This window comes from Akkermansia muciniphila (assembly GCF_002884975.1).
Taxonomy (GTDB): domain Bacteria; phylum Verrucomicrobiota; class Verrucomicrobiia; order Verrucomicrobiales; family Akkermansiaceae; genus Akkermansia; species Akkermansia muciniphila_C.
In genome coordinates this window covers 1,104,111-1,118,682 of the sequence record NZ_PJKB01000001.1, presented here as the reverse complement: position 1 = coordinate 1,118,682, position 14,572 = coordinate 1,104,111, and the positions used below count along the sequence as shown (strand labels likewise).

Annotated in this window: 10 protein-coding genes; 9 read left to right on the top strand and 1 reads right to left on the bottom strand. The window is 60.5% G+C overall.

What is annotated here, in order from left to right:
• The first annotated feature begins 49 nt into the window (after nucleotides 1-49).
• The 9 genes from CXU21_RS04490 to trpA all read left to right on the top strand — a co-directional run bounded on the left by CXU21_RS04490 (nucleotide 50) and on the right by trpA (nucleotide 11,150).
• On the top strand, nucleotides 50-808 hold the full coding sequence (locus CXU21_RS04490) for a lipoyl protein ligase domain-containing protein (protein WP_102725196.1): 759 nt from the start codon (nucleotides 50-52) through the stop codon (nucleotides 806-808).
• A 2-nt stretch (nucleotides 809-810) separates the two neighbouring features.
• Entirely contained in the window at nucleotides 811-1,800 is a 990-nt protein-coding gene (locus CXU21_RS04485) for an aldo/keto reductase (RefSeq protein ID WP_102725437.1), read from the top strand.
• A gap of 396 nt (nucleotides 1,801-2,196) precedes the next feature.
• Entirely contained in the window at nucleotides 2,197-4,425 is a 2,229-nt protein-coding gene (locus CXU21_RS04480; protein WP_180972436.1) for a sodium-translocating pyrophosphatase, read from the top strand.
• Nucleotides 4,426-4,777: 352 nt separating this feature from the next.
• A complete protein-coding gene (locus CXU21_RS04475) occupies nucleotides 4,778-6,184 on the top strand; it encodes an anthranilate synthase component I family protein (protein ID WP_180972642.1) in 1,407 nt (468 codons plus the stop codon).
• Entirely contained in the window at nucleotides 6,168-7,760 is a 1,593-nt protein-coding gene (trpD, locus tag CXU21_RS04470) for an anthranilate phosphoribosyltransferase (protein WP_102725195.1), read from the top strand. The genes CXU21_RS04475 and trpD overlap by 17 nt, the downstream gene beginning before the upstream one ends.
• Nucleotides 7,750-8,535: an indole-3-glycerol phosphate synthase TrpC gene (locus CXU21_RS04465; RefSeq protein ID WP_102725194.1), complete on the top strand. Its 786-nt coding sequence runs from the start codon at nucleotides 7,750-7,752 to the stop codon at nucleotides 8,533-8,535. Before trpD ends, CXU21_RS04465 begins: the two co-directional genes overlap by 11 nt.
• On the top strand, nucleotides 8,532-9,179 hold the full coding sequence (locus CXU21_RS04460; protein WP_102714413.1) for a phosphoribosylanthranilate isomerase: 648 nt from the start codon (nucleotides 8,532-8,534) through the stop codon (nucleotides 9,177-9,179). Before CXU21_RS04465 ends, CXU21_RS04460 begins: the two co-directional genes overlap by 4 nt.
• Nucleotides 9,176-10,348: a tryptophan synthase subunit beta gene (gene trpB, locus CXU21_RS04455; RefSeq protein WP_102725193.1), complete on the top strand. Its 1,173-nt coding sequence runs from the start codon at nucleotides 9,176-9,178 to the stop codon at nucleotides 10,346-10,348. Before CXU21_RS04460 ends, trpB begins: the two co-directional genes overlap by 4 nt.
• Nucleotides 10,349-10,370: 22 nt before the next feature.
• Nucleotides 10,371-11,150 carry a tryptophan synthase subunit alpha gene (gene trpA / locus CXU21_RS04450; protein WP_180972641.1) on the top strand — a complete coding sequence of 260 codons (780 nt, stop codon included), beginning with the start codon at nucleotides 10,371-10,373 and terminating at the stop codon, nucleotides 11,148-11,150.
• A gap of 124 nt (nucleotides 11,151-11,274) precedes the next feature.
• Here trpA and CXU21_RS04445 read toward each other — a convergent pair whose 3' ends face one another.
• Nucleotides 11,275-13,995 (bottom strand): autotransporter outer membrane beta-barrel domain-containing protein, encoded by a 2,721-nt coding sequence (locus CXU21_RS04445; RefSeq protein ID WP_180972640.1) that lies wholly within the window; start codon nucleotides 13,993-13,995, stop codon nucleotides 11,275-11,277.
• Between the last annotated feature and the right edge of the window lie 577 nt (nucleotides 13,996-14,572).

Sequence of the window (14,572 nt, the reverse complement as noted above, 5' to 3'; positions counted from 1 at the left end):
CCGCTCCAGCCCGGACCACTCCTGTCATTATTCACTTGTTCATTACAACATGTCGGGCTTCGCAAATGTCGTCGGTAATTTGTCTCCCCTCCCGGAGCTGGTGCTGTGGCGTGATCCGGTAGCCAGGTGCGGGGAGGAGGCCATGGCCGTAGATGAGGCCCTCCTGGAGTGGGGGGAGAAGCCCGTGTTGCGGGTGTACCGCTGGGCGGAGCCGACCGTGACCTATGGCTATTTTGACGCGGAAGCCACGGCGCGCGGCATTTTTCCGGCGCAGGAACTCCATTTTGTCCGCCGATGGACAGGCGGGGGCATTGTAGACCACCGGAACGACATTCCCTTCACTCTGGCCATGCACCGCAGCGACGGAACGGAACGGCCTTCCAGCGCCACGCTTTACCGCTGGATTCATGGGGCGCTGGCTCGTGTCCTGAAGGATTGCGGCGTGAAATGCGTGATGCTGGACGGAGACGCCCCTGACGGAGGCCGCGCCTGTTTTTCCAGCCCCGTGACGAGCGATCTTGTACTTCCCGGCGGCGAGAAGCTGGCCGGAGGCGGCCAGCGGAGAGTCCGCGGCGGCGTTCTCCACCAGGGCAGCATCCAGAATTGCGTCCTTCCCTCCGGTTGGGACGAGCTGCTGGCTTCCCGCCTGGCGGAGGAACATTCCCTGTCCGGGGAAGCGGAGCTTTTTCCCGGCATGAACGCCCGTGTGGCGGAACTGCTGGCATCCAAATACCGCACGGAGGCATGGCGTTCCGGCATACGGCATGAACGCCCGTCCCATGCGCGCCAATCTTCCACTCCTTCCTGATGATGAGTTATCTTCCCGATCCCGGCCGTTACAGCCATCTGGACTACCGCCGCTGCGGTCACAGCGGGCTGCTGCTTCCCCCCGTTTCCCTGGGGCTTTGGCACAATTTCGGCTCTGCCGATGACTTCGAGAATGCGCGGCGGCTTATCCATGGCGCCTTTGATGCCGGAATCACGTATTTTGACCTGGCTAATAATTACGGGCCGCCCCCCGGTTCCGCGGAAGAGTGCTTCGGTCGCATTTTCATGCAGGATTTGTCCCGTTTCCGTGATGAGCTTGTCATTGCCACCAAGGCGGGGCATCTGATGTGGCAGGGGCCGTACGGGGACTGGGGTTCCCGCAAGCACATGCTTGCCAGCCTGAACCAGTCCCTTTCCCGCATGAAGCTGGATTACGTGGATATTTTTTATGCGCACCGGCATGATCCGGAGACACCGCTGGAGGAAACGGCGGGTGCCCTTGTCACGGCGGTGCAGTCCGGCAAGGCCCTGTATGCCGGCATTTCCAAATTCCCGGCGGAACAGACCAGGCGGATTTGCGCCATGCTCCGGGAGGCCCGTGTGCCGTGCCTGGTGCACCAGCTCCGTTACAACATGTTCAACCGTGAGCCGGAGGAGTCCGTTTTCCAGGCTATCAGGGAGACGGGCACGGGTTGCGTGGCTTTTTCCCCGCTGGCCCAGGGCATGCTGACGGACCGTTATCTGGAGGGTATTCCCACGGATTCCCGCGCGGCAGGTTCTTCCGTTTTTTTAACGGAGGAACGCGTACGGCAGCATGAGGGTAAAATCCGCCGTCTGGCCGGACTGGCCCGGACCCGCGGGCAGAGCCTCGCGCAGATGGCGCTGGCCTGGGTGCTGAGAGACCCCGTGGTGACCACGGCCCTGATAGGCGCCAGCCGTCCTGCCCAAATTAGGGATTGCCTGAAAGCGCTGGAACATACCCGGTTCACGCCGGAGGAGCTTTCCATTATTGATGGAATGGCGGACAGATAACCGCAGTTCCTGCTGATGGAAGGCTTTTTCCTTCCATGCTTCCTTTTGCTGTTCCGTTTTCCGGCGGGGGCACGCTTCCTGTCTGTTGCCATCCGCAGTGCAGGCGTGTGTGTAGGAAGGTGGGGCTTCCGGACGTATTCACATCCGGGAAGGGGGAGTGGGAAAGAGCCGTAGAAAGCTTTTCCCGCCTGTCCGGAGCAGGCCGCACGGGGTTTCGGACAGGGAATTGGATTAATCGGGGCGTCCCTTGTTTCTTCCGGAAATACCCCCTGGTTTTCCCGTTGGTCTGGTCTTTCCGCAGGAAGGTGAATTTTCCATCCTGAACGGAGGTTTTTTCTTGGAGTAAAGTGGAGCAAGTGATATGATTCTTGCACTTTAATTTAAAGTGTACTGACAATGATAACCATCCAGGATTTATTTTGGCTCATTCCGTTGGCTTCGGTGCTGGCTCTCGTTTTTGCGGGCGTCTTTTTTTACCGCATGAAAGCCCAGGATGAGGGGAACGAGGTCATGAAAATGATCGCCAAACACGTTCGCAGCGGCGCCATGGCGTACCTGCGGCAGCAATACAAGATCGTCGCCATTTTCTTTGTGCTGATTACCGTTGTATTCGCTTTTCTGGCGTACTGCCTCCACATCCAGAATCCCTGGGTTCCGTTCGCTTTCATTTCCGGCGGCTTTTTCTCCGGCCTGGCCGGTTACATCGGCATGAAAACGGCCACGTACGCCTCCGGCCGCGTGGCGAACGCATGCCGCCATTCCCTGGATGCGGGCCTTCAGATTGCCTTCCGTTCCGGCGCCGTGCTCGGCCTGACCGTTGTGGGCCTTGCCATGCTTGACATCGGCGCGTGGTACTGGGTGCTGGACTGGTTTTACGGAGACATGGAGCTTTCCATGCGCCTGGTCGTCATCACCACCACCATGCTGACCTTCGGCATGGGGGCTTCCCTCCAGGCCCTGTTCGCCCGCGTGGGCGGCGGCATCTTCACGAAGGCCGCGGACGTAGGGGCTGACCTGGTCGGGAAGGTGGAAGCCGGCATTCCGGAGGATGACCCCCGCAATCCCGCCACCATCGCGGATAACGTGGGCGACAACGTGGGGGACGTGGCCGGCATGGGCGCGGACCTTTACGAGTCCTATTGTGGTTCCATCCTGGCTTCCGCCGCCCTTGGCGCGGCGGCTTACATGGCCGTGCCGGAAATGGCCATCAAGGCCGTTCTCACGCCCATGCTGATCGCGGCCCTGGGCACCATTCTTTCCCTGCTGGGCGTATATGCGGTGCGGGTGAAGCGCGGCGCCTCCCAGACGGAGCTGATGGCCGCCCTGAACCGCGGCATCAACCTGAGTTCCTTCCTGATCGCCATTGCTTCCGCCTTCCTGCTCCAGCTCATCGGCCTGGATAACTGGGCGGGCATCTGGGGCGCCATTGTCACCGGCCTGGCAGTGGGCATCGTCATCGGGAAGAGCACGGAGCATTACACCTCCCATGATTCCTATCCCTGCCGCAAGATTGCCCACAGTGCGAAGACCGGGCCTGCCACGGTCATTATTTCCGGCATCGGCATCGGCATGATTTCCACCTGCATCCCCGTCATCACCATCGTGGTGGGCACCGTTCTGGCTTACGGCATGGCCTCCGGGGACTGGCACTTCACCGGCGCTGAAATGAGCAAGGGCCTGTACGGCATAGGCATTGCCGCCGTCGGCATGCTTTCCACGCTGGGCCTGACCCTGGCTACGGACGCCTACGGCCCCATTTCCGACAACGCCGGGGGCAATGCGGAGATGAGCAAGCTGGACCCGGAAGTGCGCCGCCGCACGGACGCCTTGGACGCCCTGGGCAACACGACCGCCGCCACAGGCAAGGGCTTTGCCATCGGTTCCGCCGCGCTGACCGCGCTGGCGCTGCTGGCCTCCTACATTGAAGAATTGAAGATTTCCATCCTCCACTGGAGCGAAGCGACGGGCAATACCGTTTACAAGATTAATGACGCCGTGAGTGTGGAGGTCTCTAAAATCACCACCGCTTCCCTGGCGGATTTCATGGGCTATTTCCAGGTGACCCTGATGAACCCGAAGGTGCTCATGGGCCTCTTCGTGGGCGCCATGATGTCCTTCCTGTTCTGCGGCCTGACCATGAATGCCGTGGGCCGCGCCGCGGAGAAGATGGTGAAGGAAGTGCGCCGCCAGTTCAAGGAAATCAAGGGCATCCTGACCGGAGAAGCGGAACCGGATTATGTGCGCTGCGTGGAAATCTCCACGGCGGGCGCCCAGCATGAAATGATCTGGCCGTCCGTGCTGGCCGTCATTACCCCCATCTGCATGGGCCTGGTGTTCGGCGTTCCCGGCGTGTTCGGCCTGCTGGCCGGCGGCCTGGCCTCCGGCTTCGTGCTGGCCGTGTTCATGGCCAACTCCGGCGGCGCGTGGGATAATGCCAAGAAGTACATTGAGCAGGGCCACGTGGGCGGCAAGGGTTCGGAAAGCCACAAGGCCGCCGTCATCGGCGACACCGTGGGCGACCCCTTCAAGGATACGTCCGGCCCGTCCCTGAACATCCTGATCAAGCTCATGAGCATGGTGGCCATCGTCACCGCCGGCGTCAACATCGCCGTGACGCTGTTCTAAGGCCTGGCAGTTTTCATGTGCAAGGCCCGTGGATTCAGTGGAATCCGCGGGCCTTTTTTCCCGGAGGCGGGAAGTGCACCGTGGATTTTTTTCGCCATTGACGGAAAGTTTTTTTGACAAGCCCCGGCTGGAGGAGTAATAAACGCGCAGATGCAATTCAGCACTGGACAGCCCTTTTTTAGCACGACCCGTTATTATGGCAACGGCTATTGGTGGCGTGTACCCATGTCCGGACGGGGGAATCCCGATGTGCAGTAGTAGCATCCAGCTATGACCGTTTTTCAAGAACTGCTTTGATTCCTCCGAGAGTCAAAGCAGTTTTTTTATTTTCAACTTACATAATGAACCATTCATGCAACCACCATCCATCATCACCCTCCAACAGCGCAGCCGCCGCCTGAGCGCGGACCTGGAGACGCCCATCAGCCTGTTCCTGAGCCTCACCCAGGAACAAACCCCCGGCCTTCTGCTGGAAAGCGCGGAAGTGGACGGCAGGTGGGGCCGTTACAGCGTCATCGCCTGCGATTACCTGATGACCGTTTCCTGCGTGGACGCCAAACTTTCCCTTTCCATCAGCGACGACCGCCTGGCCTCCCTGAAGGAGCTGGAAGGCATGCCTTACCTGGACGGCCTGCGCTCCCTGATGCAGCGCCTGGAACTGGTGGGGGACGACATGAGGCAGGCTCCCATCACGCGGGCCCTGTACGGTTACTTCGGGTATGAAACCGCCGCCCTGTTCCAGCCCAGGCTGGCGCAGGCCATCAGCCCTTCTTCAGCGGAGTCCTGCCTGGTATTGGCCGGAACCGTGATCGTGTTTGACCATTTGTACAACCGCCTCACCCAGATCAGCCTGGGGGAACACAGGGACTTGTCCCATGCCGCCCTGCATGAGACGGAGGAGCCTTCCATCGGTGAGGTTTCCCGCACGCCGGACCAGGCGGGCTACATGAAGGGCGTGGAGCATATCAAGGAATTGCTGCATGACGGGGAGGCCATCCAGGTGGTGCTTTCCTCCCAGGCCTCCGCGGAGTTCCACGGGGACGCCTTCACGCTGTACCGCCGCATGCGCAGCATCAATCCCTCCCCGTACATGTTTTTCATGCGGCTGCCGGAGGTCACGCTGTTCGGTTCCTCTCCGGAATTGATGGTGCGCTGTACGGACGGCAAGCTCCAGCTTTCCCCCATCGCCGGGACGCGCAAGCGGGGCAGGGATGATGAGGAAGACGCCGCCCTGGCCGCCGACCTTTTAAAGGATCCCAAGGAGTGCTCGGAACACGTGATGCTGGTGGATCTGGGCCGCAATGACCTGGGCCGCGTCGCCAAGCCCGGTTCCGTGAAGCTGGAACGCCTGATGGAGATTGAACGTTTTTCCCATGTAATGCACATGACTTCCCGCGTGACCGCCCAGGTGAATGACGGGCTGGACGCCCTGGACATCCTCGGCGCGGCCTTCCCCGCCGGAACGGTCAGCGGCGCGCCCAAGGTGCGAGCCATGGAAATCCTGGCGGAGGAGGAACCCCTGCCGCGCGGCCCGTACGCCGGGTGCATCGGCTGGCTGGGCCTGGACAAGGGCGGCGTCCACATGGATTCCGGCATCACCATCCGCAGCATGTGGGTGAAGGACGGCCGCATCCACTGGCAGGCCGGCGCCGGCATCGTGTATGATTCGGACCCCGCCGCGGAATGGCAGGAGTGCATGAACAAGGGAAGGATTATTGACGTGATATTGAAAGGAGAAGACCATGTTTCTGTTCATTGATAATTACGATTCCTTCTCGTGGAATCTGGTGCAGGCGTTTTACGCCCTGGGACGCAAGCCCGTGGTGTACACGAATGATGATCCCCGCATTCTGGACCTGGCGGCCAGCCCGGACCTGGAGGCCGTGTGCATTTCCCCCGGTCCCAGCCATCCGCGCAACGCCGGGCTTTGCCTGGAATTCCTGGATCGCCTCCCTGCGAACATCCCCGTGCTGGGCGTTTGCCTGGGGCACCAGCTTCTGGGCTGCTTTGCCGGGGCGGAGGTTTCCCGCGCTCCCTATGTGATGCACGGGAAAAGCTCTGACATCATCCATGACGGCAAGGGGCTGTTTACCGGGCTCCCCAACCCCATGACCGTGGGCCGCTACCATTCCCTGGTAGTCCAGTCCAAGGAGGATGAACCCAATCCCCGCTTCACCGTCACCTCCCGCGGACCGGAAGGGGAAGTCATGGCCCTGCGCTACAATGACCGCCCGTGGGTGGGCATCCAGTTCCACCCGGAATCCATCCTGACGCCGGAGGGCCTCCAGCTCCTGGGGAATTTCCCGGACAACGTCGTTCCATCCGGACAGAAGGAAAAGAGGATCAACCTCATTCTGGATGCGCTGGCCGCCGGGCAGGACCTGACGGCTGACATGGCCGCTGCCGGATTTGCGGATATTATGGACGGCCGCATGTCTCCGGCCCAGGCCGGGTGTTTCCTGATGGGCCTCCGCATGAAGGGGGAAACCCCGCTGGAAATGGCCCACGCCGTAGGCATCGCCCTGGGCCGCGCCAACCGCGTGGAAGGGCTGGAAGGGGACTGCATAGACGTGGTGGGCACGGGCGGCGACGGCCGCAGCTCCTTTAACTGCTCCACCGCCACATCCCTGACATTGGCAGGAATGGGGTACAAGGTGGTGAAGCACGGCAACCGCGCCGTGTCCTCCTCCTGCGGTTCCGCGGACGCCCTGGAAGGCCTGGGCTTCCCGCTGGACGTGGCTCCGGAGGACGTCCAGCACCTGCTGGACGAGCGGAACTTCGCCTTCCTGTTCGCTCCCAATTTCCATCCGGCATTCCGCAATGTGGGCCCCATCCGCCGGGAGCTGGGCATCCGCACGCTGTTCAACCTGCTGGGGCCCCTGATCAACCCGGCGCGCCCCACGCACATTCTGCTGGGCGTGGCCCGTCCGGAACTGGTGGAATTGCTGGCGGAAACGCTCCGGCAGTCCCATGTCCGGAAGGCGGCCGTGGTGTACGGGGCCGGCGGGTATGACGAGGTGACGCCCCTGGGGCCCACCAAGATGATGATTGTCCATAACGGGAAACTCACCCCCATGGCGCTGGACCCCGCGGATTACGGCATCTCCCCCTGTGATCCGGAGGAACTGGCCGTCCATTCCAAGCCGGAAGCCGTAGCCGTGCTGAAGGACATCCTGTACGGCAAGGGCCCCCGGGCCATGATGGACATGGTGGTTCTGAACGTGGGTGTGGCCATGTTCCTGCTGGAGGACCACATGGACCTCTCCGTCTGCATGGCGAAGGCCCGTGAGGCCGTTTGCGCCGGAGTAGGAAGGAGAACGCTCCATGTTGCTTGACCGGTTCAGGGAAGCCAAGGCGGAGGAAATAGCCCTGCTCACGGACATGGCCTCCCGCCGGGAGCTGCCGCGCCCGTGGAAGGGGCGCAGGCCGGATTTCCTGAAAGCCATTGCGGAGCCTCCCGCCGGGCAGCCCGTGGCCGTGATTGCGGAGTTCAAGCAGTCCTCCCCGTCCCGCGGCCTCATCGCCACCGGGCTGAAGCCGGAGGAAGTGGCGGAACAATACGCCGCCGCGGGCGCATCCTGTATCTCCGTGCTGACGGAGGAACAATTTTTTGGCGGCCGCATCGGGTATCTGGAGCGCATGAGCCGCGCCGGGCTCCCGCTGCTCCGCAAGGACTTCATCTTCCACCAGCTCCAGGTGATGGAGACGGCTTCCACGCCCGCTTCCGCCCTGCTGCTCATCGTGCGGTTGACGCCGGATGCCCGGACTCTCCGCATCCTGCGGGAACAGGCGGAGGCCTACGGCATGCACGCCGTGGTGGAGATTTTTGACGAGGCGGACCTGGCCCTGGCCCGTGAATCCGGGGCGCGCATCATCCAGGTGAATGCCCGTGACCTGGATACCTTGAAGACGGACAGGCAGGCTTGTCTGGAGATGGGCAGACTCCGCCGGGAAGGGGAAGTGTGGATCGCCGCCAGCGCCATGAGCACGGGGGCGCATCTCAGGGAAGCCGCGGAAGCCGGCTTCCAGGCCGTACTGATGGGCACCGCCCTGATGGAAGGCGGAAAGCCGGGTGAAACCCTGGCTGCAATTTTAGAAGAAACAAGATGAAGAAACATTCATTCGCAATCAAGGTGTGCGGGATTACCCGCCAGAGTGACTTGTCAACCGCCATGGGGATGGGGGCCCACTTCTGCGGGTTCGTATTCCATCCCGGCAGTCCGCGCTACATTGCGCCGGAACGCGCCGCCGCGCTGGATTCCGCGCTGGTGCGCCGCGTGGGCGTCTTCGTGAACCAGGATGCGGAAGAAATCATGGAAACCATGAAAACGGCCCGTCTGGAATTCGCCCAGCTCCATGGTGCCCAGTCCCTGGACTGCGCCCGCCGCATAGGCCCGGAAAAGGTCATCCGCGTGCTGTGGCCGGACCGGTATGAATCCCTGGACGCTCTTCAGAAGGAAATGGAACTCTGGGCGGACAGCTGCGCCTGGTTCCTGCTGGATGCGGGCAGCCACGGCGGCGGCCATGGCGTCTCCCTGGACTGGAATGCCCTGGCGGCCCTCAAATCCCCCCGGCCCTGGTTCCTGGCGGGCGGCCTTTCCTCCGCCTCCCTGAACAAGGCGCTGGAACAGTGCACCCCGAACGGCATTGACCTGAACTCCGGCGTGGAAGCCATTCCCGGCCAGAAAAGCCCGCAGAAGCTGCTGGCAGCCCTTAAACCCCTCATCTCCTACACCCCTTACCACATCGCATGAACAAAGAAGGATATTTCGGCAACTTCGGCGGCCGCTTCGTACCGGAAGCGCTGCGCCCCCCGCTCATGGAACTGGAGGAAGCCATGGCCACCATCATGCCGTCCCGCGAGTACCGGGACGCGCTCCAGGACCTGCTGGTCAACTACGCGGGCCGTGAAACTCCCCTCACGTTCTGCCTCCACCTTTCGGAAAAGCTGGGCTTCCGCCTGTGGCTGAAGCGGGAGGACCTGCTGCACACTGGAGCCCACAAGATCAACAACGCCCTCGGGCAGGCCCTTCTTGCCAAAATGATGGGGAAAACGCACCTCATTGCGGAAACCGGGGCGGGGCAGCACGGCGTGGCTACGGCCACGGCGGCGGCCCGGCTCAAGATGGACTGCACCATCTTCATGGGGGCGGAGGACGTGGAGCGCCAGTCCATGAACGTGATGCGCATGAAGCTGCTGGGGGCGACTGTTTTCCCGATTGAGAGCGGTTCCCGCACCCTGAAGGATGCCATTAACGAGGCTTTGCGCTACTGGATTTCCCATCAGGAGGACACCCTGTATTGTTTTGGCACGGCAGCGGGGCCGCACCCGTTCCCCACGCTGGTCAGGCAGCTCCAGTCCGTCATCGGCACGGAAGCCCGCGCCCAGATGCTGGAGCGCGCCGGAAAGCTGCCGGACGTGGTGGTGGCGTGCGTGGGCGGCGGTTCCAACGCCATCGGCATGCTCCACCCCTTTGTGGAAGATGAAGGCGTGCGCCTGGTGGGCGTGGAGGCCGGAGGCACCGGGGAGCCCGGATGCTACAACTCCGCACCCATCAACCTGGGCAGCCCAGGCGTGCTGCACGGCCACGTGACCATGCTTTTACAGGATAAAGACGGGCAGATACAGCCGTCCCACTCCATCTCCGCCGGGCTGGACTACCCCGGCGTGGGGCCGGAGCACTCCCACCTGGCGGAAATCGGCCGGGTTCATTACGGCGTCATCTGTGACGCCTCCGCGCTGAACGCCTTCCAGACCCTGACGCAGGAGGAAGGCATCATCCCCGCCCTGGAATCCTCCCATGCCGTGGCATGGGTACTGGACCATGCGGACGAGCTGCCCGCGGGGGGTGACGTGCTGGTGAACCTCTCCGGCCGCGGAGACAAGGACCTGGGCATCGTTAAAAAATATCTGAACCTTTAAGCAGCATCTTTCCATGAACAACATGCAGAAATCACCGTTGCAGGAAGCCGTGGAGCGCGCCCATGCCCTCGGCAGGCGCGCCGTCATCCCCTTCATCACCGCCGGATTTCCGGACAGGGAATCCTTCTGGACCCATCTGGAACGGATTGACGGAGCCGGTGCGGACATCATTGAAATAGGCGTTCCCTTCTCGGACCCCGTGGCGGATGGCCCGTTTATTGAACAGGCCTCACGGGACGCCCTGGCCCGCGGCGTCAGCCTGAAATGGATTCTGGACGGGCTGAAAGCCCGCAAGGGCCGCTTTTCCGCCAAACTGGCGCTGATGGGGTACGTGAACCCCTTTTACCAGTACGGGCTGGAACGTCTTGCCCTGGATGCGGCGGAAGCCGGAGTCAGCGGCTTCATCATTCCGGACATGCCGCTGGAGGAATCCGGCATCTTCAGGGATGCCTTTGACCCCCACGGCCTGACGCTCGTCACGCTGGTGGCTCCCAACACCTCCGTGGAACGCATGCGGGAATACAAGCCCCACACCTCCGGCTTCGTTTACGTGGTTTCCGTGCTGGGGACCACGGGAGGAAAGGTGGACCTGACGCAAAGCGTCACGGAAACCATGCGCCGCGCCCGGTCCGTATTTGACGTGCCGCTGGCGCTGGGCTTCGGCCTCCAGACGCCGGACCAGCTGGACGCCCTGCCGGAAGACGCCCGTCCGGATGCCGCCGTTCTCGGCAGCGCCCTGCTCAGGCACATTGCGGAAGGGAAGGATGCGGCGGAATTCCTGGGCAAATGGACCGGAAAATAAAATAACATTTCTGTTAACGTTAAAAAGAGGCTGTGCAGAATAACTGCACAGCCTCTTTGCTGCTGGCCTTCGTCAAACAGTATAGTAATTTTGACGGTTTTCCGGCGCCTGCAATCAGGTTCTGTCAATAGGCATAACTGACCCCGGCGTTAAACCGGTGCGCCGTGGCCTTGCTCCTTCCCTCAAACTCGTACCCCGCGTATGTCCTCCAGCGCGCGTTCAGTTGAAGGGAGCTGTTCACATTCACCCTTACCGCATTACGGTCAGGCGCCGTTCCCTTTGCTTCCCAGCGGTACCCGTTGAGCAGTCTTTCCGCCTGCGCGGCCGGGTTTTCGCGGTACACGTCCGGCACATAGCTCACGGAAACTCCGGCAATCCATTCCCTGCCTTTCAGTTCGCTGCGGTGGGTGAAGCCAACTCCCACCGGTACGGACAGGTTTTTTAAATGCCCTTTCTCAAAGCGCCTCGCGTCCCAGCCCGTTTCCGTAAACGCTTCCTGCGTGACGTCCGTGTATTCCAGCCCCAGCATGAAGTCCACGGCGAGGGTTCCGTTCACGCGGCGGCTCCACTTCCCGTTGAATGTTCCGAACAGGGTTTCATTGGTCCACTTGCCGTGGGACCAGTTCCCCGTGTGGGAGGAATTCATCTTGTTGTCCGTCCAGCCGTAACCCGCGGTTCCCGTCACCAGTAACGCATTGTTTTTGTCAAGATTCTTGTACCAGCCGCCATAGAGCATGCCGATACGGGTCTGCTGGTCAATGTCCCCCGCAAAGCTGCGCCCGCGCATCCTGCCGTACAGGTCTCCGAAGCCCAGGCCCAGGATGGCGTGGGAGGTGATTCTCCTGTCCGCTCCCACGGAATAGCCGCCGCCGTGGTAGCCAAAGCCGTCCCGGGCTCCCTCGGAGGCGTGGTTGAGGAAATCCCCCATGCCCTTGACCCAGTAATTATTTTCCGGTCCGGTGATAAAGCGCGGGGCGTCCAGATTACCCAGGGCGGCTGTGGACATGCCCTGGGCATTGGAGGCGGAGGACCACAGGGAATTCATCGCCAGGGCTCCTGCCAGTTCCGGCAGAATGTCCCGGATGGCGGCGTCTTCATCAGGCGACCAGACAAGCTGCAGCTGTTCCGGAAATCCGTCACCATCCGCATCCACCCACTGGTGGCTCCAGGAGCCCGTGTAGGCATAGGGGCTGTCCACCTGGCCGGAGCCGGTAGCCAGTGAATGGGCGCCGGAAAAGTCATCCGTGTGAGTCTGCTCCGAGTCCGTCAGCACAATGAAGGTACGCTGCTGCGCCCAGGAATTGTCTGCATAGAAGTAGTCCGCGGTAGTGCCCGTGTCCATGACGCCTATGGCGCCGCCCAGAAGGAAGGAGCCGGAGGCGGAAATGGATAGTCCGTGCCCGGCGTCTGCCCGGGTGGCGGTTTCCTGCGCCTGCTTCTGCATGTCAAAGACGAAGCCGTGGGAGAGATCGACGTCTTTGGCATTGATGAAGGCGCTGGTTCCGGGCCGCAGGACGACGTCCCCATTCGTGATGGAGAAGGAGGCGGCATTGATGACGCTGCCCCCGGTGATTTCCAGAGTGCCGTGTTCCAGAGTCATGGAGGTATCGTTCCGCAGGCCGGCACTGCCGAAGACGACATTATGTTCCAGGATGAGGGCGCCGCCGTAGAGGGTGGTTTGTCCCTTGAAGTTGCTGTAGCGGCTGGCCACGAGGTGGGCGTCGTCTCCCTGGTAGAGTTCCCCGCTGAAGATGACGGAGCCGTCCGTAGCGTGGGAGTTGCCTTCGTCGTCCGTGTATTGGTTGAGGGAGAGGGTGACGGTGCTGTAGGCTGAACTGGTGATGGGGTCATTAAAGCGAACCTCCCTTCCTTGGGCGGCTGCCAGTTGAAGATGGTTGGTTCCGGATACATGAATGGAGTTGGCAATGCCGTTTTCCACGGAGAAGGAGCCGTCATCGTGTTGAGTGAACGTTCCCCCGGTCATGTTGCCGCTGAAGAGAACGTCATGGGTGAAGGCCAGGAACCGGCTGAACGTGTCGGTATTATTCCCATCCAGGAAAATAGCTCCGCCATTAACGAAAGCATAATTATTGGTGAATGAGGCTCCGTTCCTGATGGTTAGGGATATGTTGTTTCCTTTCATATAAATCGCTCCGCCGGCGCCATCGGAGGAGCCGTAGGCGTAATTGTCTGAAAAGGAAGCATGGTCTCCAAAAGTCATTATTGTTGAATTGTTTCCACTCATATAAATCGCTCCGCCGTAGCTGGTGTCGTAGTTGAAGCCGTAGCTGTAGGCATGATTGCCGTGGAAGATTGCGTGGTCTCCCAGGGCCATTATTGAATGGACTCCACTCATATAAATCGCCCCTCCAGCATTGAGGCCGGTGCCAGATAAAACGCTATTATTGAGGAATTGAACATGACCGGTGATTTCCAGGGATATATCGCCGCCTTGCGCCTGAATCACCCTTCTGTTGCCATTGGCCCAGATGACGGAGTCCATATCCAGCGTATACTCGCCCTCTGCAAGATTGTACATGGGGTTGTTCCGCAGTCCGGATAAGTCCACCGTGCACGGCATGTCCGGATCATCCGAACGGAAGTTGACAGGAACGGTCAAGCTGGTCGTCAAGGAAGCGTCGTCATTATTCAGAACCACCGTATCCCCGGCAGCCAGGGAGCCGGAGGAGGCCAGATCATTCAGAGTGGTGTAAATGTTATGGGCCGGGTCGGAAGTCTGGGCGGCGTCTACCATGAAATCCGCAGCGGAGGCGGAGAAGGACAAGGAAACGGGAATCAGCACGGAGGTCATCAGGATGCGGCGCAGCGGCAAAGGTATGGTCATTCTCATAATAATAATCAGTAGTGAATTTGTTGTAACAGAGACACGAACTCAGTAGCGGATTTGGAATCCGTATTTTTTCTTCAGTCGTAAAGAGAGACTGAAACAGGTATCAACCGGAGAAATAGGGGTAGTATGATTGATGCTTGGAAAATATTAATTTCTCTGTAAGTAATTATTTTTAAGTTCTTAAAAAGTTTGTCGCGGCAAAAAAGAAAAGATACGGCATAGGGCTCTGAAAGGGGAGAGGAGTGTCGTTCAGTGTTTTATTTTAAAAGAGGAATTTACCTTAAAATAATCCCTATCATAATAGTAGGATTGACATCGGATTCCAAATCCGTCCCATGGGGCAGCAGACGGAGAAAATGGTCCTTGGCCCCGGAGGGGGTGAACATATAAGTTACTTATGTTGAGATTTTTAAGAGATTCATTGATGGAGGCCGGAAAACGTGTTCATCCGGTTGAACGAAAGCGGATCTTGAAGCCCGCAGGGTGAGTGAATCTGAAAGTGGCACGAATCAAGCCTCCGTTCCTTGCTGGCTGTATTCCATTCAAGCCGTGGCATATTGACCCCGCCGCA